Annotated in this window: 29 protein-coding genes; 15 read left to right on the top strand and 14 right to left on the bottom strand. The window is 69.8% G+C overall.

Features of this window, described 5'->3' with window-relative positions; translation table 11 throughout:
• The first annotated feature begins 188 nt into the window (after positions 1–188).
• Complete coding sequence (locus EJK15_RS29590) at positions 189–656, top strand: SixA phosphatase family protein (RefSeq protein WP_240777289.1); 468 nt, start codon at positions 189–191, stop codon at positions 654–656.
• Positions 657–660: 4 nt separating this feature from the next.
• Here EJK15_RS29590 and serB read toward each other — a convergent pair whose 3' ends face one another.
• The 4 genes from serB to EJK15_RS29570 form a co-directional block, all read right to left on the bottom strand.
• Complete coding sequence (gene serB, locus EJK15_RS29585) at positions 661–1,878, bottom strand: phosphoserine phosphatase SerB (RefSeq protein WP_138713750.1); 1,218 nt, start codon at positions 1,876–1,878, stop codon at positions 661–663.
• Positions 1,879–1,955: 77 nt separating this feature from the next.
• Positions 1,956–2,513 (bottom strand): DUF11 domain-containing protein, encoded by a 558-nt coding sequence (locus EJK15_RS29580; protein WP_138713749.1) that lies wholly within the window; start codon positions 2,511–2,513, stop codon positions 1,956–1,958.
• Positions 2,514–2,609: 96 nt separating this feature from the next.
• Positions 2,610–3,620 carry an S-adenosylmethionine:tRNA ribosyltransferase-isomerase gene (locus tag EJK15_RS29575; RefSeq protein WP_138713748.1) on the bottom strand — a complete coding sequence of 337 codons (1,011 nt, stop codon included), beginning with the start codon at positions 3,618–3,620 and terminating at the stop codon, positions 2,610–2,612.
• The gene (locus tag EJK15_RS29570) at positions 3,617–4,273 is read right to left on the bottom strand and encodes an SDR family NAD(P)-dependent oxidoreductase (protein WP_138713747.1); all 657 of its coding nucleotides are present in this window, start codon (positions 4,271–4,273) and stop codon (positions 3,617–3,619) included. The genes EJK15_RS29575 and EJK15_RS29570 overlap by 4 nt, the downstream gene beginning before the upstream one ends.
• Positions 4,274–4,367: 94 nt before the next feature.
• Between EJK15_RS29570 and EJK15_RS29565 the strand changes: the two genes are divergently transcribed.
• Entirely contained in the window at positions 4,368–5,483 is a 1,116-nt protein-coding gene (locus EJK15_RS29565) for a GAF domain-containing sensor histidine kinase (protein WP_240777288.1), read from the top strand.
• Positions 5,480–6,097, top strand: a complete 618-nt coding sequence (locus EJK15_RS29560; RefSeq protein ID WP_138713746.1) for a response regulator — start codon at positions 5,480–5,482, stop codon at positions 6,095–6,097. Before EJK15_RS29565 ends, EJK15_RS29560 begins: the two co-directional genes overlap by 4 nt.
• A gap of 64 nt (positions 6,098–6,161) precedes the next feature.
• Here EJK15_RS29560 and EJK15_RS29555 read toward each other — a convergent pair whose 3' ends face one another.
• Positions 6,162–6,878, bottom strand: a complete 717-nt coding sequence (locus EJK15_RS29555) for a hypothetical protein (RefSeq protein ID WP_240777287.1) — start codon at positions 6,876–6,878, stop codon at positions 6,162–6,164.
• A 68-nt stretch (positions 6,879–6,946) separates the two neighbouring features.
• Between EJK15_RS29555 and EJK15_RS29550 the strand changes: the two genes are divergently transcribed.
• The 4 genes from EJK15_RS29550 (at position 6,947) to EJK15_RS29535 (ending at position 9,766) form a co-directional block, all read left to right on the top strand.
• Positions 6,947–7,735: an ABC transporter ATP-binding protein gene (locus EJK15_RS29550; protein ID WP_138713745.1), complete on the top strand. Its 789-nt coding sequence runs from the start codon at positions 6,947–6,949 to the stop codon at positions 7,733–7,735.
• An 86-nt stretch (positions 7,736–7,821) separates the two neighbouring features.
• Entirely contained in the window at positions 7,822–8,742 is a 921-nt protein-coding gene (locus EJK15_RS29545) for an SPFH domain-containing protein (RefSeq protein ID WP_138713744.1), read from the top strand.
• A 9-nt stretch (positions 8,743–8,751) separates the two neighbouring features.
• On the top strand, positions 8,752–9,513 hold the full coding sequence (locus EJK15_RS29540) for a sulfite exporter TauE/SafE family protein (protein ID WP_138713743.1): 762 nt from the start codon (positions 8,752–8,754) through the stop codon (positions 9,511–9,513).
• Between the two features lie 16 nt (positions 9,514–9,529).
• Positions 9,530–9,766: a hypothetical protein gene (locus EJK15_RS29535; RefSeq protein ID WP_138713742.1), complete on the top strand. Its 237-nt coding sequence runs from the start codon at positions 9,530–9,532 to the stop codon at positions 9,764–9,766.
• A gap of 19 nt (positions 9,767–9,785) precedes the next feature.
• Here the strand turns inward: EJK15_RS29535 and EJK15_RS29530 are convergent, their stop codons facing one another.
• From EJK15_RS29530 to EJK15_RS70945, 7 genes are all read right to left on the bottom strand, one after another.
• A complete protein-coding gene (locus EJK15_RS29530) occupies positions 9,786–10,613 on the bottom strand; it encodes an NAD(P)H-binding protein (protein WP_138713741.1) in 828 nt (275 codons plus the stop codon).
• A gap of 28 nt (positions 10,614–10,641) precedes the next feature.
• The gene (locus tag EJK15_RS29525; protein ID WP_240777286.1) at positions 10,642–11,463 is read right to left on the bottom strand and encodes a Rieske (2Fe-2S) protein; all 822 of its coding nucleotides are present in this window, start codon (positions 11,461–11,463) and stop codon (positions 10,642–10,644) included.
• Between the two features lie 120 nt (positions 11,464–11,583).
• Entirely contained in the window at positions 11,584–12,195 is a 612-nt protein-coding gene (locus EJK15_RS29520) for an HD domain-containing protein (protein WP_138713739.1), read from the bottom strand.
• 1 nt (position 12,196) lies between these two features.
• Positions 12,197–14,377: a molybdopterin-dependent oxidoreductase gene (locus EJK15_RS29515; protein ID WP_138713738.1), complete on the bottom strand. Its 2,181-nt coding sequence runs from the start codon at positions 14,375–14,377 to the stop codon at positions 12,197–12,199.
• A gap of 123 nt (positions 14,378–14,500) precedes the next feature.
• Positions 14,501–15,148, bottom strand: coding sequence for a hypothetical protein (locus EJK15_RS29510; protein WP_138713737.1), 648 nt, complete (start codon positions 15,146–15,148; stop codon positions 14,501–14,503).
• Between the two features lies 1 nt (position 15,149).
• The gene (locus EJK15_RS76465) at positions 15,150–15,281 is read right to left on the bottom strand and encodes a hypothetical protein (protein WP_276615440.1); all 132 of its coding nucleotides are present in this window, start codon (positions 15,279–15,281) and stop codon (positions 15,150–15,152) included.
• A gap of 259 nt (positions 15,282–15,540) precedes the next feature.
• Positions 15,541–15,684 carry a hypothetical protein gene (locus EJK15_RS70945; protein ID WP_171074602.1) on the bottom strand — a complete coding sequence of 48 codons (144 nt, stop codon included), beginning with the start codon at positions 15,682–15,684 and terminating at the stop codon, positions 15,541–15,543.
• Positions 15,685–16,050: 366 nt separating this feature from the next.
• Here EJK15_RS70945 and EJK15_RS29505 point away from each other — a divergent pair, with 366 nt between their 5' ends.
• The 3 genes from EJK15_RS29505 to EJK15_RS29495 all read left to right on the top strand — a co-directional run bounded on the left by EJK15_RS29505 (position 16,051) and on the right by EJK15_RS29495 (position 18,094).
• Positions 16,051–16,914: a helix-turn-helix domain-containing protein gene (locus tag EJK15_RS29505; RefSeq protein ID WP_138713736.1), complete on the top strand. Its 864-nt coding sequence runs from the start codon at positions 16,051–16,053 to the stop codon at positions 16,912–16,914.
• A gap of 55 nt (positions 16,915–16,969) precedes the next feature.
• Positions 16,970–17,194, top strand: a complete 225-nt coding sequence (locus EJK15_RS29500; RefSeq protein ID WP_138713735.1) for a DUF397 domain-containing protein — start codon at positions 16,970–16,972, stop codon at positions 17,192–17,194.
• Between the two features lie 498 nt (positions 17,195–17,692).
• The gene (locus tag EJK15_RS29495) at positions 17,693–18,094 is read left to right on the top strand and encodes a hypothetical protein (RefSeq protein ID WP_171074601.1); all 402 of its coding nucleotides are present in this window, start codon (positions 17,693–17,695) and stop codon (positions 18,092–18,094) included.
• 86 nt (positions 18,095–18,180) lie between these two features.
• Here EJK15_RS29495 and EJK15_RS29490 read toward each other — a convergent pair whose 3' ends face one another.
• Complete coding sequence (locus EJK15_RS29490; RefSeq protein ID WP_206061164.1) at positions 18,181–19,566, bottom strand: MFS transporter; 1,386 nt, start codon at positions 19,564–19,566, stop codon at positions 18,181–18,183.
• A 147-nt stretch (positions 19,567–19,713) separates the two neighbouring features.
• Between EJK15_RS29490 and EJK15_RS29485 the strand changes: the two genes are divergently transcribed.
• From EJK15_RS29485 to EJK15_RS29470, 4 genes are all read left to right on the top strand, one after another.
• Complete coding sequence (locus EJK15_RS29485; RefSeq protein ID WP_240777285.1) at positions 19,714–20,544, top strand: helix-turn-helix transcriptional regulator; 831 nt, start codon at positions 19,714–19,716, stop codon at positions 20,542–20,544.
• A 76-nt stretch (positions 20,545–20,620) separates the two neighbouring features.
• Complete coding sequence (locus tag EJK15_RS29480; RefSeq protein WP_138713731.1) at positions 20,621–21,694, top strand: CapA family protein; 1,074 nt, start codon at positions 20,621–20,623, stop codon at positions 21,692–21,694.
• A 36-nt stretch (positions 21,695–21,730) separates the two neighbouring features.
• Entirely contained in the window at positions 21,731–23,443 is a 1,713-nt protein-coding gene (locus EJK15_RS29475; RefSeq protein ID WP_138713730.1) for an SDR family oxidoreductase, read from the top strand.
• Positions 23,444–23,595: 152 nt separating this feature from the next.
• Complete coding sequence (locus tag EJK15_RS29470) at positions 23,596–24,162, top strand: TetR/AcrR family transcriptional regulator (protein WP_138713729.1); 567 nt, start codon at positions 23,596–23,598, stop codon at positions 24,160–24,162.
• 67 nt (positions 24,163–24,229) lie between these two features.
• Here the strand turns inward: EJK15_RS29470 and EJK15_RS29465 are convergent, their stop codons facing one another.
• Complete coding sequence (locus EJK15_RS29465; RefSeq protein WP_138713728.1) at positions 24,230–24,562, bottom strand: hypothetical protein; 333 nt, start codon at positions 24,560–24,562, stop codon at positions 24,230–24,232.
• Positions 24,563–24,734: 172 nt separating this feature from the next.
• On the opposite strand from EJK15_RS29465, the gene EJK15_RS29460 reads away from it, so the two are divergent.
• On the top strand, positions 24,735–25,265 hold the full coding sequence (locus EJK15_RS29460; RefSeq protein ID WP_240777283.1) for a tetratricopeptide repeat protein: 531 nt from the start codon (positions 24,735–24,737) through the stop codon (positions 25,263–25,265).
• The last annotated feature ends 116 nt before the right edge of the window (positions 25,266–25,381 follow it).

Below are 25,381 nucleotides of genomic sequence, written 5' to 3'. Positions count from 1 at the left end.
CGCGCGGCAGAAGACTGGTTCGGTAGGCGGGCGAGGCACCGGCGACTTGCGGTGGGAAACTGGGCGCGTGGAAGATGACAAGCAGCCCAGCGGCGGCAAGACCCTGGGCCTCATTCTGCTGGCCATGCTCGTCATCCTGGCTGTGATCGTCGCGCTGGCCGTCTGGGCTTCGAATTCAGGGTGATCCGGTGCGAACGTTGATCATGTTGCGGCATGCGAAAGCCGCCCAGGTCCCTGGCCTGGCCGACCACGAGCGGCCGCTGACCGGCCGCGGGGAGCGGGACGCCAAGCGGGCGGGCGACGAGATCAGGGCGGCCGGGCTGGAGCCCGACATGGTGCTCTGCTCGCCCGCGCTCAGGACCAAGCGCACCGCCGAGATCGCCTTCCCCGAGGTGGAGATCAGCTACGAGCGCGACATCTACGAGGCCTACCCCGAGGAGCTGCTCGAGTTGGTCCGCCGGTCCGATCCCGACCTGGGCACCGTGGTCCTGTGCGGGCACAACCCGGGCGTGCACGAGCTGGCCCTGGGGCTGGCCGGAGGCGACTACGTGTTCCGGCCAGGGGCTTTCGCGGTGATCCGGGTGGAGTCGGCGTGGGCGGATCTCTATCCGGGGGAGGGCCGCCTGGTCACCCACTGGGATCCGAAGGAGGACTGACGGGTCACCCCGCCGCGAGCACGTCCTCGGCGTCGGCGGCCTCCACCTCGTCCCGCGAGATCCCCAGCAGGTAGAGGATCGAGTCCAGGTAGGGCGTGTTGACCGCGGTGTCCGCGGCCTGCCGTACGACCGGCTTGGCGTTGAACGCGATGCCCAGCCCGGCCACCGCGATCATGTCCAGGTCGTTGGCCCCGTCGCCGATGGCGACGGTCTGGGAGATCGGCAGGTGGGCCTCGCGCGCGAAGCGCTCCAGCGCCCGGGCCTTGCCCGGCCGGTCGACGATCTCGCCGACGACCCGGCCGGTCAGCCGCCCGTCGACGACCTCCAGGACGTTGGCCGCGGAGTAGTCGATGCCGAGCTCCTCGACGAGGCCGTCGGTGATCTGGGTGAAGCCGCCGCTGACGATGGCGAAGCGGTAGTCGAGGCGCTTGAGCGTACGCACGAGCGTACGGGCGCCGGGCGTGAGCACGACCTCCTTGCGCACGTGCTCGAACACTTCGGCGGGCAGCCCCTCGAGCAGCGCGACCCGCTTGCGCAGCGACTCGGCGAAGTCCAGCTCGCCGCGCATGGCCTGCTCGGTGACCCGGGCGACCTCGTCCAGACAGCCGGCGTGCGCTGCCAGCAGCTCGATGACTTCGCCCTGGATGAGCGTCGAGTCGACGTCCATGACGATCAACCGCTTGGCGCGCCGCGACAGGCCCGTGCGCTGCACGGCCACGTCCACCTCTTGGGCGGCGGCCTCGGCGGCCAGCTCGATCCGCAGCGCGTCAGGGTTGGCGCCCGAGACGGACAGCTCGAGGCACGTGACGGGCCACTGGGCGAGGCGCTCGATGCGGTCGATGTTCGCGCCTGCGGCGGCGATGCGCCCGGCGATGCCCGCGATCGCGGCGGGCTGCAGTGTGGCGCCGAGCACGCTGACCGACAGGCGGCCGCGGCGGCGCTGCTCCTTGGTCTGGGATCCGGTGGAGAGCTCCACCTCCAAGCCGAGGTCCTCGGCCACCCGCTCGACGGCGGTCCACATGGCGCCGAGCGTGGTGCCGGTGCCCGTCGAGGGGCCGCCCGCGTACGCGACGAGCACGCCGAGCGTGAGCCGGCCTCGGATGACGACCTGCTCGATGTCCGCGACAGTCACGGGGAAGCCGGAGAGAACGGAGAAGAGGCGCGACGTGACGCCGGGCCGGTCGGGGCCGGTCAGGGTGATCAGGAGGGTGCGCTGGTCCACATCCAGCCACGGTACTGCGCCCGGTCCGATGGTCGCGCAGCAGGTGCGGCATTCGGACGCGGGCGCAGCGGGGTGTGCTAGCGGACGACCTTGGTCTTGACGGTCTTCTGGAAGCCGAACTCGGGGACACCGAGCCGGTCCAGCTCTTCCTTGCTCATGTCCTCCATGCCCGTGTCGAGGTTGTAGGAGACCACGCCGAGCGTCGCCTTCTGCGTGCCCTTGGCGGACTTCTTGAGCTTCGCCTCGAACATCACGGCGGCGGAGTCACCCACCTCGAGAACCTTCGGCAGGAAGCAGAAGAACGCGCGGCCCTCGCCGAAGCACTCGGTGCCCTTGATGCTCGCCGCGTAGGAGATCTTCTTCAGGTCGACGCCCTTGGGGAACTCGCCGCCGATGAACCAGGCGTTCGCGTAGTGCGGGCCCTTGTTGGTGGCGACGATGGTGTAGCGGATCTTGCCGCCGGCCCTGGCCGTCTTGGGGGCCTTCACCTTGACGTCGAAGGCCGAGAACGGATCGGCGGCGGTGACCGCGGCGGTCTTGGCGGCGACCGGGGCGGCGGAGGCCGGAACAGCCGGGATGAGCAGGGCGCCGGCCAGCAATGCCAGGGAGGCGGCCTTGGGAAGGGAGTTGCGCATTCAACGGCTCCGGTGAGGAAGGGGCACGGGGACGCACTCGAACAAGCCCCCGTAAATGTCGGCTGTTCCTATCACAATTGCAAAATCTGTGTAAAGCTATTTCTTCAGTATCAGGTGCGTGTCGCCGAACTCATGCCACAGATACCCCTCCCGTAGCGCCTCCTCGTACGCCCGCGCCAGCGCCTCCTCGCCCGCGATCGCGGTCAGCATCAGCAGATGGCTGGAGCGCGGCTCGTGCAGGCCCGTGATCAGCCCCGTGACGGCCCGTACGCCGCCCTCTGGCGTGACGACATGCCTGGTCCAGCCCGCCGACGCGGCCACCCGCCCGTCCACGCCTACGGCCGTCTCCAGAGCCCGCACGACGGTCGTCCCCGCCGCCACCACCCGGTTGCCGCTCTCCCTGGCGAGGTTGACCAGCCGCGCGGTCGAGGCGGGCACCTCGTACCGCTCGTCGTACGGCGGCTCGTCCTTCTCCGGCGAGGCCACCCCCGTGTGCAGGGTGATCGGCGCGATCCCGACGCCGCGCGCCACGAGCGCGGTCACCAGATCGGCGGTGAACGGCCGCGCCGCGCTCGGCATCTCCGCGCTGCCCGGCACGGTCGCGAACACGGTCTGGTAGGCGTCGATCGGCCAGTCCCTGTCCACGTACGAGTAGCGGATCGGCATCCCGTACTCGCGCAGGTACGCCTCCACGTCGCGATCCAGCCGCGCCCGCCACAGCCGCGGCGTCTCCCGATCGATCAGCCGCAGCGTGGCCCGCCCCGGCAGCGGCAGCCACTCGCCGGCCTCGCCCCCGCCGTACGGCTCGGACGCCTTCGAGGTACGCCGCCGCAGCTCCACCAGCCACGTGCCGTCCTCCCGCGCGGTGGAGAAGTGCACGGCCAGCCGGTCCAGCCTGATGGCCGCGGGCAGCGTCGCCGAGTTGTTCACCACGATCAGGTCCCCCGGGTCGAGCAGCCCCGGCAGGTCGCCGAACCGGTGGTGCCCGGGCTCCAGGTCGCCGCGCGAGACCATCAGGCGTACCGCGTCCCTGGACAGCCCCCTGGCCTCGGGCGGCTCGTGGGCCGACAGCCCGGGCGGCAGGACGAAGTCGAGCGCCAGGGTCATTGCAGGCTCACTTTTCCGCTGGCCGGGCGTGAGCCGACCAGGTCGTGCAGCGCCGTGGCGACCTTCGCCGGGTCGGTCGCGGCCGACGCCTCCTCGGCGCCCACGGCGTCGGCGAGCATGCGGGTGTTCATCTCGCCCGGATCGACCCACCAGACGCGCAGCTCGGGCTCCTCGGCGGCCAGCACGTTCGACAACTGCTCCAGGGCCGCCTTGCCGGCGCCGTAGCCGCCCCAGCCCTCGTACGCGCCCGTGGCGGCGTCCGAGGTGACGTTGACGATCGCGCCGCTCGCCGCCCGCAGCGCCGGCAGCGTGGCCTGGATGAGGGCGAGGGGAGCAGTCACGTTCGTCTCCAGCAGTGCCCTGAACGCCTCCAGGGGGTACCCCGCCAGCGGTGGCAACGGCGTCACGCCCAGGTCGCTGGCGTTGTTGACCAGCAGGTCCAGCTCGGGCGCCGCCCGGGCCAGCCGCTCGACGTGCGCCGGGTCGGCCACGTCCCCGGGGATCGCGGTGGCGCCCAGCTCGGCCGCGACCCGCTCCAGGTCGTCGGCCCCGCGGGCGGTGAGCACGAGGTTCCAGCCCGAAGCTGACAGGGACCTCGCCAGGGCGAGGCCGAGACCGCGGGAGGCGCCGGTGATGAGTGCGGTGTTCGTCATGGTTCCGACGGTAGGAACGCGACGAGCGGCGGACATCGGGCTGAGGACCGGTGCCGGGCTGGGCACTTCGTCCTAGGACCATAGAGTGAGTCCCGTGACGGCCGACCGAGACGAGATCCTGCAGGCGGTGAGCTCCGCGGTGCTCGCGGTCACCCGCCACCTGTCGGCCCGCGAGGTGCTGCAGGTCATCGTACGCTCGGCGCAGCGGCTGCTCGACGCCCGCTACGCCGCGCTCGGCGTGCCCGACGAGGACGGGTCGTTCGCCGAGTTCGTCGCCGAGGGCATCACCGACAAGCAGTGGGACGCGATCGGGCCGCTGCCCAGACAGCATGGCATGCTCGGCGCGATGCTCCGCGAAGAGAGCCCCGTCAGGCTGCCCGACTTGCGCAAGGACCCCAGGTTCGAGTGGTGGCCGAAGGCGCACCCGGTGATGAAGGACTTCCTCGGCGTCCCCATCCGCGACGGCGAGCAGGTGCTCGGCATCATCTTTCTGGCCAACAAGCGCACGCTCGGCGGCTTCACGCAGGACGACCAGGACCTGCTGACGCTGTTCGCCGCGCACGCCGCGATCGCGCTGACCAACGCCAGGCTCTACGAGCGCGGCCGCGAGCTGGCCATGCTGGAGGAGCGCAACCGGGTGGCCAGGGAGTTGCACGACGCCGTCACGCAGAAGCTGTTCTCGCTCCGGCTCACCGCGCAGGCCGCGGGGGCGATGCTGGAGCGGGCCCCCGACAAGGCGGCTGTGGAGCTCGAACGCGTCCAACGCCTCGCCGGCGAGGCTCTTTCGGAGCTGCGCGCCGTGATCGTCGAGCTGCGCCCGGCCGAGCTCGACCGGCACGGGCTGGCGGAGACGCTGCGCAAGCACGTACGCATGCTGGACCGGCTCCACCCGTCCCTGGTCGCGTTCGAGTGCGGCGAGCTGCCGCCGCTGGACTCGGCGGTCGAGGTGGCGGTGCTGCGGGTGGCCCAGGAGGCGCTGCACAACGCGCTCAGGCACTCCGGGGCCGGCCGCGTCCTCGTACGCCTGGTCATCGAGGACGGCAAGCTGGCGCTGACCGTCAGCGACGACGGCAGCGGGTTCGAGCAGGCGGAGTCGCGCGGCCTCGGGCTCGTGTCGATGCGGGACAGGGCCGAGTCCGTCGGTGGCGTGATGACCGTCGAATCGGATCCTGGACAGGGGACGACGGTACGCGTGGAGGTGGGCGTTTGATCCGGGTGCTGATCGCCGACGATCATCCAGTCGTGCGGCAGGGGCTGCGGACGTTCCTCGACCTGCAGGACGACATCACGGTCGTCGGCGAGGCGGGCGACGGGGCGCAGGCCGTCGAACTGGCCGGGGAGCTGGCCCCTGACGTGCTGCTGCTGGACCTGAAGATGCCCGTGCTCGACGGGCTCGGCGCGCTGGAGCGGCTGGCCGGGTCCAAGACCAGGGTGGTTGTGCTGACGTCGGTGAGCGACCGCGCGGACGTGGGCCCGGCGATGCGCGCGGGCGCGGCCGGGTTCCTCTACAAGGACGTCGACCCGCTCGCGCTGGTCCAGGCGGTACGCGCGGTGCACGGCGGCCAGGTGCTGCTCGCCCCCGAGGCGGCCGAGGCGATGCTGGCCGGCGCCGCCCCTGACGTGCCCACGCCGGTCCCGCTGACCGACCGCGAGCGCGAGGTGCTCGCGCTCATCGCGGCCGGCCGGTCCAACAGGGAGATCGCCAGGAGCCTGGCCGTCGCGGAGAAGACGGTCAAGACCCACGTGTCCAACGTGCTGATGAAGCTGGGCGTGCAGGATCGCACCCAGGCCGCGCTCTACGCGGTTCGGCACGGCCTGGGCTGATGGATCAGGTGTGCTTCTTCTTGTTCGCCTGCTGGCGGCGAACAAGAAGCAACTGGGGACGCGACTAGTGGTTCCTGAGCGGTTCGAAGATCGCGTGGTGGGCGGCCACGAGTGCACGGCGTACCGCGCGGTCGAGCTCGCGCAGGGCGGCGCCGCGGGCGGCGATCTGCCCGGTCGTGAGCCCCCGCTCGTCGGCGTGGCGCAGCACCGCGGCCAGCCGCGTGGCCAGCGTGGAGACGCGGTGTGCCCGCGCGGGATAGCCGGGCGCCAGCTCGCCGCCCTGCCGCCCCAGCTCGGGCCGGTCCTTCGCGGGGCCCTCGACGGAGGCCAGCGCCTCGGTGGCGGCCCGGATCGCGTCCGACAGCTCGCGCTCGGCCTCGGCCAGCGACGGCAGGTCGTGGCGGACGGGCCCGGAGTCGTGCACGTCCAGGCGTACCCCGACATACGACGAGCCGCGCCGGTCCGGCGCCGGCACCAGCCCGAGGTTGCCGTCGTCGAGCACGGCGATCACGGCCTGCCCGGCGTCGATCGCGGCCGAGTTGAAGGACGCGGGCCCGGACAATCCCAGAGGGTCGCCGGGCGCGGGGAGGGCGAGCCGCAGCTCGCGCAGCCCGCCGGCGCGCAGGTTTGCGAGGTATTTACGCAACGGGACCTCGCCCGCGACGGTGGGTCCGCCGGCGGATTCTACGTGGTCAGCCGCCTCGTCGAGGCCGACGTGGCCGACGAGCCACGCGTTGCCCCAGGCGACCAGGGAGGGACAGACAGGCGATTCAGGGCGCACCGATCCACGATAAGCGCTCGCGCTGCAATAGGTTTGTCCCGAGGGTGACTCCTAAGGAGGGATCGGGGATGGGTGGTCAGGTGCTGCGGCTCCAGGACGTCGCCGTCAGGCGCGACGGAGCGGCCCTGCTGCGCGGCATCGACTGGACGGTCAACGAGGACGAGCGTTGGGTGGTCATCGGCCCCAACGGTGCGGGCAAGACCACGTTGCTGCAGGTCGCGGCCACGTTGCTCTATCCGAGCGACGGCCTGGTCGAGGTGCTCGGGGAGCGGCTGGGACAGGCGGACGTGTTCGATCTGCGGCCGCGCATCGGGCTGGCGAGCGCCTCGCTGGCCGAGCGCATCCCGCCCGAGGAGAAAGTCATCGACCTCGTCCTGACCGCCTCCTATGGGATCATGGGCCGCTGGACCGAGGAATACGACTCCAACGACGTGACCAGGGCCGTCGAGCTGATCGACATGATGGGGGCGGCCCATCTGATCAGGCGGCGGTTCGGCACGCTGTCGGAGGGTGAGCGCAAGCGCGTGCAGATCGCCCGCGCGCTCATGCCGGACCCCGAGATGCTCCTGCTCGACGAGCCCGCGGCCGGGCTCGACCTGGGCGGGCGCGAGGATCTGGTGCGCCGCCTGACGGTGCTGGCCGGCGACTATCGCTCACCGACGCTGGTGCTGGTGACGCACCACGTCGAGGAGGTGCCCAGCGGGTTCACGCACGGGCTGCTGCTGCGGCACGGCTCCGTGGTGGCCCAGGGGCCGCTTGAGCACGTGATGACGTCCGACAACCTGTCCCAGACCTTCGGGGTGCCGCTGTCGCTGGACCGCAGCGCGGAGGGCCGCTGGTACGCCCGAGCTCACTAGATCACCATTTAGACATACAAAAGCCGCCCTGAGCTGAAAAGAAATAGGATCTACGGAGTCGGTTCCCTCGGCTTCGGAGCGTCGCCATGTCCACCCAGCAGCTCATCGTCGCTCTCGTCGTGGTCGCCGCGGTGGGCTTCGGGGTGGCCCGCACCATCCGGATCATTCCGCAGGCCACGGCGGCCATCATCGAGCGGCTCGGCCGCTACCACCGGACGCTGACGCCCGGGCTGAACGTGGTGATGCCGTTCATCGACCGCATCAAGGACATGATCGACCTGCGGGAGCAGGTGGTGTCGTTCCCGCCGCAGCCGGTGATCACCTCCGACAACCTGGTGGTCTCCATCGACACGGTGATCTACTTCCAGGTCACCAATCCGAAGGCGGCCACGTACGAGATCGCGAACTTCCTCGTCGGCGTCGAGCAGCTCACGGTCACGACGCTGCGCAACGTGGTCGGCGGCATGGACCTGGAGCGCACGCTGACCTCGCGCGAGGACATCAACACCGCGCTGCGCGGCGTGCTCGACGAGGCGACCGGCAAGTGGGGCATCCGCGTCAACCGGGTCGAGCTGAAGGCCATCGACCCGCCCGCCTCCATCCAGGACTCGATGGAGAAGCAGATGCGCGCCGACCGCGACAAGCGCGCCGCCGTGCTGACCGCCGAAGGGCAGCGGCAGGCGGCGATCCTGGCCGCGGAGGGCGAGAAGCAGGCGTCGGTGCTGCGGGCCCGGGGCGAGGCGGAGGCGGCGGTGCTGCGCGCCCAGGCGGATGCCGAGGCCCAGGCCATGCGCGCCAAGGGGCAGGCGGACGCGATCGGGATGGTGTTCAAGGCCATCCACGAGGGCAAGCCCGACCAGCACCTGCTCGCCTACCAGTACCTGCAGACGCTCCCCGAGATCGCCAAGGGCGATGCCAACAAGATCTGGATCGTCCCGTCGGAAATGGGCAAGGTCCTGGAAGGTCTGGGCGGCCTCTTCACACCCCCCAAGAGCCCGGATACGTAAGGAGGGTTCGTGACGGGGTGGGAACTGGCCGCGGTCTGCGCGGCCGGGGTGGTGGCGGGCGCCATCAACGCCGTCGTCGGATCGGGCTCCCTGATCACGTTCCCTACTCTGGTGGCCGTCGGCGTCGACCCCGTCACGGCGAACGTCTCCAACACCATCGGCCTGGTGCCGGGCTCCTTCACCGCCGCGTACGGCTACCGCACCGAGCTCCATGGCCAGCGCGACCGCCTGCTGCGCCTGGGCGCGGCCTCGGCGGCCGGGGCGCTGATCGGCGGGATCCTGCTGCTTTTCCTGGACCCCGACGTCTTCGAGGTCGTCGTCGTCGCGCTGATCGCGCTGGCCTGCGTGCTTGTCGTCGTGCAGCCCCGGATCAACCGGTGGCTGGCCGAGCGGCGCGAGCACGAGCACGCGCACGGCGGGCCGGCGCTGTGGCTGGGCGTGCTGGCCGCGGGCGTCTACGGCGGGTACTTCGGCGCCGCCCAGGGGGTGTTGCTGATCGGCCTGATCGGCAGCTTCCTGGACGACCACCTCCAGCGGGTGAACGCCGCCAAGAACGTCCTCGCCCTGATCGTCAACGCCGTGGCGGCCGCGCTGTTCGTGATCGTCGCGGAGGTGGAGTGGCAGGGCGTGCTCGGGGTGGCGCTGGGTGCGATCGCGGGCGGGTTCCTGGGCGCCAGGTTGGGGCGGCGGATCCCGGCGCCCGTGCTGCGCGGAATCATCGTCTGCGTGGGCGTCGCGGCGATTATCGTACTGGTGTACGGAAAGCTGTAATGGGTATAACGCGGACATGAAGGGTGACCGGGTGGAGATCGTCATCGATGCGGGAGGATCCCCGCGAACTTACGAGATCAGGGCCACCCGCGCCGGCCGGCGGGTCGAGGTGGCCACGCGCCGGGGGCTCGTCGAGGTGAGCGAGGTCACCCGCAGCGGCACCCCGGTGCGCACGGCCAGGTTCATGTCCAGCCGCATCCTCGCCCTTGTGGAGCACCCTGCGGACGAGGTCAGGTCAACTGCTCAGTCCTGATGGGCCGAGCTCGCCATTGTCAGCTGAGGTCCGCCGCGTGGTCCTCGGCCCACTGGCGGAACGTCAGCGCCGGCCGGCCGAGCAGCCGCTCCACGGTGTCGGTGACCGGCTCAGGAGTCGTCACGAAGCTCTCCCACGTCTTCAGAGCGGCGTCCACGAAGTCCGCGTCGCCCCAGGCCGCCATGAGCTGGTCGCGGGCCTCCTCCGGCGGCTGCTCCTCCCACCGCACCTCGCGGCCGACCACCTCGCCGATCACCCTGACCTGCTCGGCCTGGGTCAACCGCTCCGGGCCGGTGAGAACGTACGTGGCCCCGTTGTGTCCCGCCGAGGTGAGCACGTGCACGGCCACGGCCGCGATGTCCTTCTCGTGGATCAGCGACCTGGCGGCCTGCCCGTACGGCCAGCGCACGACGCCCTGCCGGATCTGCCCGGCCCAGCCCAGCGTGTTGGCCGCGAAACCGCCGGGCCGCAGGAACGTCCAGCCGAGCCCCGAATGCCGGATCAGCCGCTCGATCTCCTGGTAGTGCGTCGCCGGCTCGTCCGCGAGCTGCGCCACGTTGGCCGACAGGTACACGACGCGCCGCGCGTGCTTGGCGATCGCCGCGACCACCTCCGCGGCGTTGTCGGTCGTGAAGCCCGGCCAGAGCAGGAACACGCTCTCGACGTCCTCCAGCGCCGGGTGCAGCGTCTCGGGCACGTTCAGGTCGCCCCGCGCCATCTCGACGGGCAACCGTGCCCGCCCGGGGTCCCTGACGAGCGCCCGTACCTCCAGCCCGGCCTCCGCGAGCTGGGAAACCACATGCCTGCCAACGTTTCCGGTCGCGCCGGTCACCAGAATCTTGCCCATGACTCGACCGTAGAACCTGAACCAAACTTCAGGTCAAGCCCGGCCGTACCTGGATCGTGCCGTCCCGACGGACCCGGGTCTCGAACGTGGGCGCGGGAGCGGTCGCCGGCCCGTGCCGCACCGAGCCGTCGCCCAGCCGGAACGTGCTGCCGTGCCACGGGCACACGACGCAAGCCTCGCCGTCCTCCATGACCAGCCTGCCCTGGTGCAGCGGGCCGGCCAGGTGGGGGCAGTGGTCGGCGAGCACGATCACGCCCTCGCCCCGGCGCAGCACGAAGAGCTGGATGTAGCCGAGCCGCCGCGCCACCGGCCGGCCCTCCGGCAGGTCCTTGATCGGGCACAGATCGTGCCAGCCCAGCGGCACCAGGTGGCTGACTTGCGGGGCGTGGTTGGCCCCCGCTGCCTGCCGGTAGGCCATGTGGCCGCCCAGATAGGCGCCCAGCGTGCCGATGCCGAGCCCGGCGAAGGACAGCAGCCGGCCGGAGCGCTCGCGGCCGCGCAGGCGGGCCAGCAAGGACGCGGAGAACAGGCCCAGTGCGGTCAAATTCGACAGCATGTGGACGAAACCCACCCGCTGTTGCTCACGGTGGAGTGAGGACCAGTCGGTCAGCCCGGCGGCCGCGGTGGGCACCGCGTTGGCGATGCCCGTGGCCAGCAGCAGGCGCGCGGCCCGGGGGTCGGCCCCGGCCAGGTCGAGCACGGCCGTCGACATCCAGCAGCCCAGGCTGACCGAGGCCAGCGGTGGGTGCAGCGGCTCGCCGATGGGCACGCCGTGCAGCACGTCGCGCAGCAATCCAGGGCGGATGCGCCGGCGTACGGCCTTGGCCAGCGCTCTGACCGGTCGGTCCATGGCCTTCGACTTCTCGAGCCGATCGGCAAGGGCGACAGGACCGGTGAAATCCCGCAATTGCCGACGTTTCGCTCGTACTTCCTCTTTCACGACAGGTCCCCTACCCCAGCCATGAGGGGATCACTCGGACAGGTGTCCCCTGGTCACGGAGAGCTCGACCAGCTCCAGGGCGTACGCGCCGAGCGAGGGTGAGCCCTCCTCGATGATCCGCACCTTCTCCCTGACCTGGGCCGCCCTGACCTTGAACAGCGGCCACGTGCCGCCCTCGGTGTGGTGGTTGGCGAGGATGGGGGCGAAGCGGTCGAGCGCCTTGGCGAATCTCGCCTCCGGCGTCTTCCTTGCCTCGAACTCGTCCCACAGCTCCCGCAGCCAGGCCCCCTGTTCGCCGGGCAGCAGGCCGAAGATGCGGTCGGCGGCGGCCCGCTCGGCCCCGGCCTGCGCGGCGACCTCCACCGGGTCGTAGATGAACGTGTCGCCGGCGTCGATCTCCACCAGGTCGTGCACCAGCAGCATGGCCACAACCCGCTGGAGGTCGGTCCCCGGCGGGGCGTGCTCGCCGAGGACCATCGCCAGCGTGCCCACGTACCAGGAGTGCTCTGCGGTGTTCTCCCGCCGCGAACCGTCGATGAGATGGTTGCGGCGGATGATCCGCTTCAACTTGTCGATTTCGATGGCGAAGGAGATCTGGGCGTTCAGGCGGTCCTCTTCTGGCGCGATAGTCACGCGCGACACCTTAATGTGCGGTGATCACCCCAGTTGGTGAAATCGTGACCGGAACTCCGTTGAACACTGCGTTACCACTTGGAACGTCGATGGTGGATTCGTCGGTGAGCACGTTCGCGGAGACCCCTGCGTGCTCGGCCGCCACGCTCTGCGGGCTGCCCGCGTGCCCCCAGCCGTGCGGCAGGCTGACCACGCCCGGCATGATCGTGTCGGTGGGCTCCAGTGGCACCGTGAGCTGGCCCTTCGCCGAGCGCACCACGGCCTCCCCGCCGAGCCCGAGCCGGGCCACGTCGGCCGGGTTGATCTGCAGCGTGCAGGTGTTGCTGCCGCCGACCAGGGGGCCCACGTTGTGCAGCCAGCTGTTGTTGGAGCGCAGGTGGCGCCGCCCGATCAGGACGATCTCCGGCGGCTCCTCGGCGAGCCTGCCCCGCAGCCGCTCCACGTCCTCGATGAGCTGCGGCGGCGCCAGCTCGATCAGCCCCGAGGCGGTCTTCAGCACCTCGTCCAGCCTGGGCTCGAGCGCTCCCAGGTCCAGGCCGTGCGGGTGGTCGAGCAGCTTGCGCAGCGACAGGTCGCCCTTGCCGGCCCACTCGCCGTACGGGCCGAGCCTGAGCATGAGGTCGAGCCTGCGCTCGCTGCCGGTCTCGCCCTCCAGCGCGTCGTGCAGCTCCGCGATGTCGCGCCCCTCGATGCCGGAGCCGGGCGTCTCCGCGGCCTTGCGCAGCATCTCGTCGATGACGAACGCGTCCAGATCCCCTTCGAGCCCCGAGGCGATCATGGCCAGCCTGGCCAGGATCTGGGCTTCTGAGGGCTGCCCGTCCAGCGGCAGCAGCGGCGGAGAGTAGCGCGTGTAGTTGCGCACCGCGAACCCGAGCAGCGCGAAGTCGTAGTGCCCTGACTGCAGCACCCGCGGCGGCGGCAGGATGACGTTCGCGTGCTTGGTGGTCTCGTTCAGGTACGGGTCCACGCTCACCATGAAGTCGAGCCCCTCGAAGGCCGCGTCCAGCCGGTCCCCGTGGGGCGCCGACAGCACGGGGTTGCCCGCGATCGTGAGCAGGAACTTGACCTGCCCCTCGCCGGGCGTCTCGATCTCGTCGGCGAGGGTGGCCACCGGCAGCTCGCCGTTCGCCTCGGGCAGGCCCCGGACCCGGCTCTTCCACCGCCCCACCGCGTACGGCCTCCGTCGCGCCCCGAACTCCGTGGCCGGCTTGGGGAACATCGCGCCGCCCGGCCGGTCGAGGTTGCCGGTGAGCACGTTCAGCACGTCCACCAGCCACTGGGCCAGCGTGCCGAACTCGGCCGTGCAGGTGCCGATCCTGGCGTACACGGCGGCCGTACGCGCTCCCGCCAGCTCCCTGGCCAGCCGCACGATCACCTCGGCGGCCACCCCCGTACGGTGGGACACCGACTCGGGCGGGAAGTGCTTGGCCGCCTCGCGTACCTCGGCCAGCCCGTTGACCTGGTGTGAGGGCGTGACGAGATCCTCGGCGAACAGCGTGTGGACGATCCCGAACAGCAGATAGGCATCGGTCCCCGGGCGGACGAACACGTGCTCGTCGGCCAGCGCCGCGGTCCGCGTGCGCCGCGGGTCGACCACGACCAGCCGGCCGCCGCGCCCGCGCAGGGCCCTCAGCCTGCCAGGGAAGTCGGGGGCGGTGCACAGCGAGCCGTTGGACTCCAGAGGGTTGGCGCCCAGCATGAGCAGGTAGTCCGTGCGGTCCAGGTCGGGGACCGGGATGGCCAGTGGATGCCCGAACATCAGCCCGCTGGCCACGTGCTTGGGCATCTGGTCGGCGGTGCTGGCCGAGAAGACGTTGCGGGTGCCCAGCGCCTTGATCAGGGGCGCGCCGTAGAGCGCCCCCGCCATGCTGTGCGCGTTCGGGTTACCGAGATAGACCGCGATCGACTTCCGGTCGGCGACCCGGTCGAGCCCGGCCTTCACCGCGGCGAACGCCTCGTCCCAGCCGACCTCGCGCCACAGGTCGCCCTCGCGGATCAGCGGCTTGCGCAGCCGGTCCGGGTCCTCGTCGAGCCGGCCGAGGCTGGCCCCCTTGGGGCAGATGAACCCCTTGCTGAACGGATCGTCCTTGTCGCCGCGGACGCTGGTCACGTGCCCGCCCTCGTCGAGGGTGAGCGTCAGGCCGCAGACGGCCTCGCAGAGGGGACAAGTCCGGTGGACGGTCGACGTCATCACGACTCCTGAGTTCGCCAGCTGAACTCATCTTGGCTCGTGCCGGGCACATGGGGAAGCCCCGGAGCCCCCGCGGTCTCCGGGGCTTACCCCCTGGGGAAGGCCCCATTTATCCCCAGGTCTTCAGCCCATCTGCGGCAGCACGACCGGTGTGCGCAGATCAGGCGGCTCCTCGAGGTCGCGTCTGAGCGAGACCCAGGCGTGCCGGCCGTAGAGCCGGTCCAGCCCGGGGGAGGCGGCGCCGGGGACCTCGTCGCGCCTGACGATCTCCACGATCACCAGCTGCGCCCGCGTGCAGTGCCGGTAGACGTTCACGCTCCTGGCCCAGCAGGCCGCGGCGATCTCCTCGCTGTACGCCTCGAACTCCTCGGCGCAGATCCCGGCCCTCGTCAGGATCAGTGCCTTCTCGCCCGTCGTCGTCGGTGTGATCCACAGCACCAGCGGGATCCGCCCGGCCCTGGTGTGCATCGTCGTCTCCAGGCAGATCCGCTGCAGGCGGTGCCTGGACGCCACGCACCAGAAGTGGGCGGCGATCCAGTTGCGGCCGGCCCTGGTGGCGGCCGGCACCGAGATCGCGCTGGTCAGCAGGACGAAGGGGATCCAGCGGCCCTCCTGCGTCGCGCCGAGCAGGGTGAGCGCGAACAGCGCCAGGGCGGCGCCCATCAGCAGTTCGGTGCGGGCCCGCCAGAGCCGGGCCAGCGGCCCGCCGCCCCGGGCGGCGGGCAGATCCTCGTTGGCGGGGTAGATCTGGTTGCGCGGGTTCCGCGGCATCTCAGGTCACCTCCTCGCGTACGCGGCGAGGCAGGCGGAGCTGGTCGAAGCGCGGGTCCCGGTAGCGACGGGCACCGAAGCCCGTCCTGGTCACCGTCCAGCCGATGCGGTGCGCGAATTCGTCGGGCTCCATGCAGATTTCGCGATCGGCCCATGCGATGAGTTCCCGGATCCGGGACTTGATTCGGCTGAGTCCCTTGGTACCTTGTGAGTACATAGAAGACCCCTTTCGCGGCATTTCTAGAGGTGGCTTCTTTGCCGGTCCGACGGCTGATGACCGGTTCCGTCGCAGGGTGGCAGCCCATATGCGGGGAACTGGTGGTCAGCCTCGGTCCGGCCTTTTTCGTGCTCGGATGAGCATTGAGGCGCTGGATTCCACAGCGCTGCACTCTTCAGGTGATTTCGAGGTCCTTCCGGCAAGCGGCCTCCCTGGGGATGAGATGCGTTTCCGGGACGGCGACGTTGCCGGCGAGACGGCCCGCGGGGGTGCGGGCGATCATCTGGGGAAGGCCCGGTGCGTGCGGCGATGTCGTCATGCCCGGCCTCCTCACACTCGAGAAACCCTTCTGATTCCGATGGTCCCCCGAGGTCCGTCGTGCTGCAATACCTTGAGCAAGGAAGATTTGCTTTTCTTCGCACCTTGCCTCATAGCTTGCCCTGCAACTTGCACGAGAAGTGTCGGAATCTCCTGGACCGGCGGCAACGGTGGAAAACCTGTACCAGCCCGGGGAGCTTCACGGAGCCTGTCTTGCTCCCACGCTCTCTCCATGAAAGCCTTCTGGCAAGGCCAGACGGCACTACCCGTGCAACTTGCAGTGTAAGATTGAGCGAACGGCCCTGAAAGCCGTGCTCCAAACCCTCCTTTCCCGCCACAGCTTCCTTCCCGACAAGGAGAGCGGACGGTGCCAGCGCAGCAGGGCAGTCCCACGGTACGCAGGCTCCGGCTCGGCCAGGAGTTGCGCTTGCTGCGCGAGCGGCAAAAGCTCACGGGCGCCAAGGCGGCCAGGGAGCTCGGCTGGTCCGCGAGCAAGGTCAGCCGCATCGAGGCCGCCAGGACCATGCCCAGCACAGACGACATCAAGTCCATGGTGAAGCTCTATCGCGTAGATGGAGACAAACTTGACGAACTGATCGGCCTGTTGCGGGATGCGGAGCAGCGGGGGTGGTGGGAAGATTACGAGGACGCTCTGCCTGAGGAGTACACAAGATTCCTCGGGTTGGAGGCGGAGGCGGTCTCTCAGCGATCCTGGGAACCACACATCGTGCCCGGCCTCCTGCAAACCGAGGACTACGCGCGGGAGGTCATCCTGGCCTCCCGGGGCATCGCGCGCATCACGCACAGTGGTGTCCGCAGCCGCGTCGAGGCCCGCCTCGATCGGCAGCAGCGCGTCCTGCGCCGGCCGGAGCCCTGTCGGCTCACGGTCGTGCTGGACGAGGCGTCGCTGATGCGCCGCTTCGGAGAGCCCTCGGTGATGCGCGAGCAGATGGAGCATCTCCTGGAGATTTCCCTGCTACCGCATGTCGGTGTGCACGTCCTGACCCTGGACGCCATCCATCCGGTGAACACCGGTACTTTTATTCACCTGCAGTTTGCGGCATTTGACGATGTTGTGTACCTGGAACAGCTGTATACTGCCCACTTCGTCGAAGACCTCGAACGCGTGGCCGGATACGAAACCGCCTTCGATCACATCAAGGCGGCGGCGCTTGACGAGGACGAGTCCCGCGTGCTCATCCAACGTAAAGCCATGCTGTGGCGACGTTAGCGACGAACCACCTCAACAAGGGGCAATGGAGCCCCTTTAGCTATTTGGGGAGATAATGCACAACCACCCTTCGAAGGCGGCTTGGCGGAAGAGCACCTTCTGCAATGGCGCAGATGCCTGTGTCGAGGTCGCCCCCCTCTCCGACGGAAACGTCGCCTTGCGTGACAGCAAGGTTCAGGACGGTCCCGTTCTGGTGTTCACTCCGGCGGAGTGGGCCGCGTTCACCTCCGGCGTACGCGAGGGTGAATTCGACCTGGCGACACTCGCGACGAGCGTCTGAAGAAAGAAACGGCCCGGCGACGTTGAGGACGCAACATCGCAGGGCCGCTCCCCGCAAGGCCCGGCAGGGCCTCAGCTGAGCTCCGGCTCGCCTTTCGGGCGAGCGTAGAAGACGTACACATCATGGCACAGCATCCCCCCGGATGATCAACCTCCGACACGATGTTCGCCGGCGGGGAGCGCCCATCCGATCTCGCCCCTGGGCGGACCGCGTAGCAGCGCGGATCAGCGGCGAGATCGAGGTGCGGGCGCTCCCGTCCATTTCCCGGCGGACGCCTGCCGGACTCTCTGCCGCTCCCACGCCGAGATGAGCGGGCGGGACGCGGCACGAGCTCCCGGGAACTGCGCGCACCCGGCAGCTCGTACGGCGAAGGGGATGCATTCACGACCACCATGGCGGATATCGCCATGCCCGCATAATCGACTAATTGACATCTGGTTAATCAACCAGGAGCACGTGATGGCATACCATTCGCGCCGGTATCACCGTCGGTGGATCATGTCCCTCGATTCTCTGTTCACCGCGATGTACAACGTGGAGGAGCTTCTTGAGCAGACCGCGAAAGAAACAGAGATCGAGGCCCGTGACGGGACCAAGATTAAGGCCGCCGCTCTCCGCAGTGCCTTCATGCACGTCGGGGGGCGCAGCGTGAAATTAAAGGTGCGCACCGAGGACTACCGCATCTGCATCAGGGCCGTTTTCGCCCCTTCCCCCTTCATCGAGGTCACGGCACATGGGGAGGCGCCGCAGGGTCTCCTGGACGCGATCGCCGAGGAGATCCGGCCGCAGTCCTGGCCCAAGCGCCTGTGGGGCTGGTTCCGCACATACGTATGGCATGGGATCATCGCGGGGCTCATCGTGGCCGCGCTGGTCGCCGTGATCGGCTGGCTGGTCGAGTAGCCGACGTGACGTGGCGGCGCGTCCTGGAAAGGACGCGCCGCACGGCAGATCCGGTGGCCGTGTAGTTCTGTCCAAGTTCAGGCAGGTCATGGGTGGCGGCGCCGGACGAGGAAGATCGAGCTCAGGCCGGCGAGCACGGCCAGGGCGGCCATGGCGACGGAGGCTCCAAAGGAGGCGGACATGGTGGGCGCAGTGGCGGGGCCCTGGCTGAGCGCGATGAACAGCGTTCCCACCGTGGAGACGCCGATAACCTGGCCGAGCTGCATGACGGTGAGCAGGGCACCGCTGGCGTCGGCCGCGTACATGCCGTCCACCTGCTCGGTCGCCATGTTGGTCACCGCGACCTGCACGCCGAGGCCGGCGCCGATGAGGGCGCTCATGATCGCGTACGCGAGCCCGCCGCCGGCGGCCAGCCCGAGGCCGAGATAGGCGGGCGCGGCCACCACGTAGCCGAACGGCACCAGGGGACGCTGCAGCCGGAAGGGCAGGCGCGGCCAGGCGAGCCCGACCAGGCCGAAGGCCAGCGCGCACGGCACCAGCATCATGCCGGAGGCCAGCGGCGACAGGTGCAGCTCGCCCTGCAGGTGCAGGGCAGAGGTGAACAGGAACGCGCCCCAGGTGGCGGGGCCGAAGAGCAGGACCGCAAGCCCGGGCCGCATGCCCGGCGCGCGCAGCACCCGTGCGTCCACCAGGGGACGGCCGCCGCGGGACGTCACCCAGCGCTCGATGCGGACGAACGCCCCGAACATCGCCACGCTCAGCCCCATCGAGATCCAGCCCCAGAGAGGCCAGCCGAGCTCGCGGCCGAGCACCAGGGGCACCACGAACAGCAGCACCGCCGCCGACAGGCTCACCAGGCCCCACGGGTCGAGCCCGGTCCGGCCGCCGCCCTCGTCGGCGGGCAGCACCTTGAGCCCCGTCGCCAGCAGCAGCGCGCCGATGGGGACCAGCACCAGGAAGACGATCCGCCAGCCCGCCCCGAAGCCCAGCAGGATCCCACCGAGCGCCTGGCCGATCACGATGCCGCCGCTGATCGTCAGCGACCACAGCCCGATCGCCCGGCCACGGGCCGCGCCCTGGTAATTGCGCTGGATCAGGGTCAGGACCTGCGGCATCATCATCGCCGCGCCGACGCCTTGGAGCAGGCGGAAGGCGACCAGCCAGCCCGTCGTGGGTGCAAGGCCTGTGGCGAGCGTGGTGATCGTGAACGCCGCCAGCCCGCCGAGGAACACGTTCCGGTAGCCGAACAGGTCGCCGACCCTGGCTCCAGTGATCAGCAAGACGGCATAGACGATGGTGTATCCGGCGACGATCATCTGCAGGCCCGCGCCCGACGAGTGCAGATCGGCCTCGATGGTCGGGGTGGCCACGTTGACGATGTTGACGTTCAGGATGGCCAGGAACTGCCCCACGAGGATGATCGCAAGGAGCAGGCCGCTGGCCCTGGGCCCTTCCTGTGGCTTTGTGCGCAAAGAAGGGGTGAAAGAGGAGGTTTGCGGCATAATTGCAAGTTTGCCGTGCGGCCAGTACCAGTAACGAGAGCCCATTTATACTGGTATTGACGGTAACTGGATAAGCGTTGCCGGGTGCCCCCTAGTGGAGAGATGACCGTGGCAGAGGTGAAGCGTTCAGATCTGTCGGCATTCCTGCGTACGCGTCGCGAGCGGATCACCCCCGAGATGGTCGACCTCGCGCCGGGGCCGCGCAGGCGCACCCCTGGGTTGCGGCGCGAGGAGGTCGCGCAGCTGGCCGGGGTCGGCGTGACCTGGTACACGTGGCTGGAGCAGGGGCGGCCGATCAACGCCAGCACGCAGGTGCTCGACGCGATCGCGCGCACGTTGCGGCTCGACAGCGCCGAGCGCCAGCACCTCTACCGGCTGGCGGGGCAGGCGGAGGTCCCCGCCCCGGTGGACTCCGGCCAGGTGACGCCCGAGCTTCGGGGGATCCTGGACCGGCTCGGCGACATGCCGGCCTGCGTCTCCAACGGCCGCTGCGACGCCCTGGCCTGGAACGACGCCTACGCCGCCCTGTTCCCCGAGCTGGTCAACGCGCCCGAGGCGGAGCGGAACTCGCTCTGGCAGACCTGCCTCAATCCCGCTCCCAGCACCGTGCTGCTCAACCGCGACCAGGAGCTGGGGCGGGCGGTCGCCGTCTTCAGGGGCGCCTACAGCCGGCACGCCGACGACCCGTGCTGGCAGGACTTCGTCCGCCGGCTCTGTGCGGAGAGCGCCGAGTTCGCCCGGTTGTGGGCCAGGCAGGACGTGGCCGATCCGGGGCCCAGGGTGAAGACGTTCAAGCACGTGGAGCTGGGAGAGCTGCGCTTCAGCACGACCAGTCTCACGGCCGTCCCCGAGATCCGGGTGATCGTCTACACGCCGATGGACGATGAGACCAGGTCCGCTATGAGCAAGTTGATGAGTTGCTCCCGCGATGGGTCGCTGCCGCGCTAATCAGTTTGACCAGTAATTTGCCGTGCATGGCATGCTCGATCCCTGAAAGACAGGATTCGAGTGGAAATGGCGGCAGATGAGATTCCCCCGTGCTGTCCCGGTGTTAGCCGTCCTCGCCTCGCTGGCCGCCTGCTCTTCGGCGCCTGAACAGGAGCCGCAGAGCAAGCAGGTGGGCCAGGAGGCGGCCGCCTCGCCGACGGAGAAGCCGACGCGGGAGCGGCGGCCGTACACGATCTCCTTCGGCGGGGACGTGCACTTCGAGGGGATCCTGCGGCCCAGGCTGGCGAACCCGCGCACGGCGCTCGGGCCGATCGCGAACGTGCTGCGCAAGGCCGACTTGTCCATGGTGAACCTGGAGACGGCCATCACCACCGGGGGGACGCCGGCGCCCGGCAAGCAGTTCACGTTCCGGGCGCCCGCTACCGCGTTCACCGCGCTCAAGGCCGCCGGGGTGGACGTCGTGTCCATGGCGAACAACCACGGCATGGACTACATGGAGAGCGGGCTCGCGGACTCGCTGGCGGCGATCAAACGCAGCAAGTACCCCGTGGTGGGGATCGGGAAGGACGCGGCGGAGGCGTACAAGCCCTTCAGGAAGACCGTGAACGGGAACCGGGTGGCGATCATCGGGGCCACGCAGGTGCTCGACGCGGAGTTCATCCAGTCGTGGACGGCCACGGCGGACAAGGGCGGGCTGGCCTCGGCCAAGGACGAGGCGAGCCTGCTGAGAGCGGTACGGCAGGCGCGCAAGAACTCCGACACCGTGATCGTCCACCTGCACTGGGGCACCGAGATGCAGAAGTGCCCGAACCAGGCTCAGCTCTCGCTCGCCCCCAAGCTGGTCAAGGCGGGCGCCGACGTGGTCGTCGGCGGGCACGCGCACATCCTGCTCGGATCCGGATATCTCAACAACGCCTACGTCAGCTACGGCATGGGCAACTTCATCTTCTACAACTCCAACCCGGCGACCACCGGCAGGACCGGCGTGCTGACGTTGACCATCAACGGGCGCAAGGTGCTGAAGGACCAGTGGACCCCGGCCACCATCCAGGGCGGCGTCCCGGTCCAGATGACGGGCTCAGCCCGGACCCAGGCGGTGGCGGACTGGAAGGCGCTGCGTTCCTGCACTGGGCTGACCGCACGGCCGTAGGCTAGTTTTGGACGTCACGTCTAATAGGAGGTCGCGATGCGGTGGGTCGAGTCCGGTGACGTGCGGCTGGCGCTCTTCGAGGACGGCGACCCGGCCGACCCGACTGTGCTGCTCCTGCACGGCTATCCGGACACGCACCGCGTCTGGGACGAGGTGGTCGCGCGATTGCGCGACCGCTTCCACGTGGTGCGGTACGACGTGCGCGGGACCGGGGCGTCCACCGCGCCGCGGGACCGGCGTGACTACGGGCTCGACCGGCTGATGGATGACCTGTGTGCCGTGCTCGACTCCGTGGGGAAGCCGAAGGTTCACCTCGTCGGGCACGACTGGGGGTCGCTGCAGGGGTGGGAGGCGGCCGGGCGGCCCGGGGTCCGGGAGCGGGTGGCCTCGTTCACCAGCGTCGGCGGGCCGGGGCTGCGGCAAACGGCCCACTTCGTGCGGCACGGCAGGCGACGCGACGTCGCCGCGCAGCTGGCGAGATCGTGGTACATCGGCGCATTCCTGGCGCCCGTGGTCCCCGAGCTGGCGTGGCGCTCGCTCGTGCCCCTGCTGCTCGACCGCCGGCTGCGGGCCGAGGGCGCGGTGCCGCGGGCCGGACATCCCGCCGAGACCCTGCTCAGGGACGGGCGCAACGGGCTGTGGCTCTACCGGCGGAACATGCGCGGCGCCTCGCTCCGGGCGCGCACCCGGAGCGCTGCCGGCGAGGACCCCCGCGTGCCCGGCGTGCCCGTGCAACTCGTCGAGGCCGCCCGCGACACCTTCGTGACGCCGGCGCTGCTGGCCTCGATCGGGCGCTGGGCGCCCAGGCTCTGGCATCGAAAGATCATGGCCGGGCACTGGGCGCACCGCAGCCATCCCGATCTCGTCGCCGGGATGATCGCCGAATTCGCGGCGCACGTCGACGGCGCCGCGCCGTCGAAGGAGCTGCGGCGGTCGCAGGCGGGGGTGCGGCGTGGGGCGTTCGGGGATCGGCTGGTGGTGGTCACCGGCGCGGGGTCGGGCATCGGGCTGGCCACGGCGCGGGCGTTCGCCGCGCACGGGGGCGAGGTGGTCTGCGCGGACATCGACGCCGAGGCCGCGGCGCGGGCCGCCGACGGCATCGCCGGGGAGCTCGGGGGTACGGCGTGGGCCGTAGAGGTAGATGTCGCGAATATCGATCAGATGGAGGATTTTTCGCGAAATATCATCTCTCAATATGGGGTGCCCGACATTGTGGTCAACAATGCTGGGATCGTCGTTGCCGGGCCCTTTTTCGATCATACGGTTGACGACTGGCGCAGGACGATCGACGTCAATCTGTGGGGCGTGATTCACGGCTGCAGGCTGTTCGGGGCAGCCATGGCCGAGCGCGGCGAGGGCGGCCACATCGTCAACGTCGCCTCCCTGGCCGCGTTCGCGCCGTCGCGGCTGCTGCCGGCGTACTCGGTCTCGAAGGCGGCCGTGAAGATGCTCAGCGACTGCCTCGGGGCCGAACTGGCGGAGCACGGGATCGGCGTCAGCGCCGTCTGCCCGGGGTTCGTGTCCACCCCCATCGCCCGGCACGCCACGTACGTGGGGCAGGACCGGCGGGAGGAGGCCGTACGGGGGCTGGCGTGGCGCCGGTACCCGCCCGAGCGGGTGGCCGCGCACATTCTGCGGGCGGTGCACCGGAATCAGGCGGTCGTTCCGATCAACCTGGAAGGCAAAATGGGATATGCCCTGTCCAGGATTTCGCCGCGGGCGATGCGGGGGCTGGCGCGGCGGGGTTGAGCCACGAGAAATCCGCAAATTTGCAAGTAACGATCGCCCGTACAGGAGAAGATGAATACGTGTCTTCGCCGCAAATAGATGATGATTGCGCCCAGCCCAAAGCTCTCAGGCGGCAGCCCGCACAGCGCCGCAGCGCCCGGCGGGTCGAGCGCATGCTCGACGCCTGTGCCGAGCTGCTCGACGAGACCGGATACGAGGCCCTGTCCACCACCCGCATAGCCGAGCGGGCGGGCGTGGCGATCGGGTCGGTCTATCAGTTCTTTCCCGACAAGCGGGCCATCACGCAGGAGCTCACCCGGCGCAACGTCGAGGAGTTCGTCCGCAGGGTGGACCGCAGGTTCCTCGAGGAGGACCACCTCGGCTGGTGGGAGGCGGTCGATGCGATCATCGACGAGTACGTCGACATGCACCGGACCGTCGCCGGCTTCAAGAGCCTCCACTTCGGCGACGCGGTGGACCTCAACCTGCTCGACTCCGACTCCGACAACAACACGGTAATCGCGGGGCGGGTGCGCGGGCTGTTCCTGAAGGAGTTCGGGCTGGCGGACAGCCCGGAGCTGGACCTGGCCGTGCTGGTGGCGGTCGAGGCCGGGGACGCCGTCCTGAAGCTGGCCTTCCGGCGCGACCTCGACGGCGCCCCCGAGATCATCGACGCCGCCAAGCAGCTGATCCGCGGCTTCCTGTCCCGGCAGCTCAGGTCCTGGTCACCGCACACGTAGGGCTCGCTCACTTGCCGCGGGACCACGGCCTCGAAGCCCGGCTCACGAGGAACGCGCGATAGGGCGCTCAGTCCTCTACGGCGTCCTCGATCTCCTTCAGGAGTCCGGGCAGCCAGGCCGGCACCTCATGGGGCCAGCGCTCGTCGTGGCCGAGCGCGGCAGCGGGCATCTCCTGGAGGCGCGGCGTGGGAGGCGGAGGCGTATGCAGACACGGGGCGGGGAACGACACCGGCCGCGCGTCCCGCGCCTCGCGGAGATCCAGCCGCGCCTCCAGGGCGCGCAGGTTGCGTTCTGCGGCTTCGATGGCCTCCAGGCGGGCCGACAGATAGCCCGCCACACCGGGAATGAGGGCCGACAAGACGACCACACAGGCCAGCGCGAAGGTCATCTGCTTGGACATGCCCATCACAGCCCCTTCCGCTCGCGGGACGCAAAGTGACTGCTATATGCCCCATGACCTGCATATACACGCGCACAGTCAGCATGATTGGACGAGACGTTACGGAATTTGGGGGTGACCGGCCATGTGCATTGACCGGGCAAAGGCCCCGGTAGCTCGGTAGTCTCGCGGTGTGGCGCATGTGACCCGTGAGCACCTTGATCGTCTGCTTGAGCAGGCTCTGCTGGCCGACGACCACAGTTCCCTGGCCAGTCGGCTGTACGACGTCGCGCTCCGCTACTCGTCCGGCGACGTCTCCAGGGCATCCATCCTGGTCCTCGCCGCCGAGGAGTGGCGAGCGGCGGGCCAGCCCGCGCGCGCGATGGAGTGTTTCCAGCGCGCGGTCGAGGACGGTGGCGAGGCGGGGTTCGACCCGCGTGCCGGCATCGCCGACACGCTCTTCGAACTCGACAGGGCCGATGAGGCAAGGGAGGTCATCGAGACGATACGGGCTGAAGGCGGCGTCTCCACGGCGACCGCGCACACGATCGCCGAGACGCTGGTCGCCTACGGAGACCTCCAAGGAGGGCTCGAGTGGGCCACCCAGGCCGCGCTGGGCTCCGACGAGAGCGATCCCGACCATGTGGCGGCGCTGCGTACGCGCTACCGCATCCGGGTCGATCTCGGGCTGCCCGAGGACGAACTGGACGCGCTCGCCCGCTGACCACCGCTCCCGGCACGGCCCTCCGGGGCACGTCCGGGAGCCGGTGCGTGCGCGCCCTCGTGGTGTGCTCGCGCCCGGACGGACACGGGCATGCCCGCTGATGGGACGGGTGTGCC

The organism is Nonomuraea basaltis (assembly GCF_005893125.1).
Lineage (GTDB): Bacteria > Actinomycetota > Actinomycetes > Streptosporangiales > Streptosporangiaceae > Nonomuraea > Nonomuraea basaltis.
Note: the sequence above shows the minus strand (reverse complement) of the source record. Positions and strands in the feature narration are given on the sequence as shown.

Coding starts and splice junctions, on each gene's coding strand:
- EJK15_RS29580 (WP_138713749.1), bottom strand. CDS start 2,513: ATGCGCAACTCCCTTCCCAAGGCCGCCTCCCTGGCATTGCTGGCCGGC.
- EJK15_RS29575 (WP_138713748.1), bottom strand. CDS start 3,620: ATGACCCTGGCGCTCGACTTCGTCCTGCCGCCCGGGCTGTCGGCCCAC.
- EJK15_RS29570 (WP_138713747.1), bottom strand. CDS start 4,273: ATGACGAACACCGCACTCATCACCGGCGCCTCCCGCGGTCTCGGCCTC.
- EJK15_RS29550 (WP_138713745.1), top strand. CDS start 6,947: ATGGGTGGTCAGGTGCTGCGGCTCCAGGACGTCGCCGTCAGGCGCGAC.
- EJK15_RS29545 (WP_138713744.1), top strand. CDS start 7,822: ATGTCCACCCAGCAGCTCATCGTCGCTCTCGTCGTGGTCGCCGCGGTG.
- EJK15_RS29535 (WP_138713742.1), top strand. CDS start 9,530: ATGAAGGGTGACCGGGTGGAGATCGTCATCGATGCGGGAGGATCCCCG.
- EJK15_RS29530 (WP_138713741.1), bottom strand. CDS start 10,613: ATGGGCAAGATTCTGGTGACCGGCGCGACCGGAAACGTTGGCAGGCAT.
- EJK15_RS29525 (WP_240777286.1), bottom strand. CDS start 11,463: ATGGACCGACCGGTCAGAGCGCTGGCCAAGGCCGTACGCCGGCGCATC.
- EJK15_RS29515 (WP_138713738.1), bottom strand. CDS start 14,377: ATGACGTCGACCGTCCACCGGACTTGTCCCCTCTGCGAGGCCGTCTGC.
- EJK15_RS29510 (WP_138713737.1), bottom strand. CDS start 15,148: ATGCCGCGGAACCCGCGCAACCAGATCTACCCCGCCAACGAGGATCTG.
- EJK15_RS76465 (WP_276615440.1), bottom strand. CDS start 15,281: ATGGAGCCCGACGAATTCGCGCACCGCATCGGCTGGACGGTGACCAGG.
- EJK15_RS70945 (WP_171074602.1), bottom strand. CDS start 15,684: ATGACGACATCGCCGCACGCACCGGGCCTTCCCCAGATGATCGCCCGC.
- EJK15_RS29500 (WP_138713735.1), top strand. CDS start 16,970: ATGCACAACCACCCTTCGAAGGCGGCTTGGCGGAAGAGCACCTTCTGC.
- EJK15_RS29495 (WP_171074601.1), top strand. CDS start 17,693: ATGTCCCTCGATTCTCTGTTCACCGCGATGTACAACGTGGAGGAGCTT.
- EJK15_RS29480 (WP_138713731.1), top strand. CDS start 20,621: ATGAGATTCCCCCGTGCTGTCCCGGTGTTAGCCGTCCTCGCCTCGCTG.
- EJK15_RS29475 (WP_138713730.1), top strand. CDS start 21,731: ATGCGGTGGGTCGAGTCCGGTGACGTGCGGCTGGCGCTCTTCGAGGAC.
- EJK15_RS29470 (WP_138713729.1), top strand. CDS start 23,596: ATGCTCGACGCCTGTGCCGAGCTGCTCGACGAGACCGGATACGAGGCC.
- EJK15_RS29465 (WP_138713728.1), bottom strand. CDS start 24,562: ATGTCCAAGCAGATGACCTTCGCGCTGGCCTGTGTGGTCGTCTTGTCG.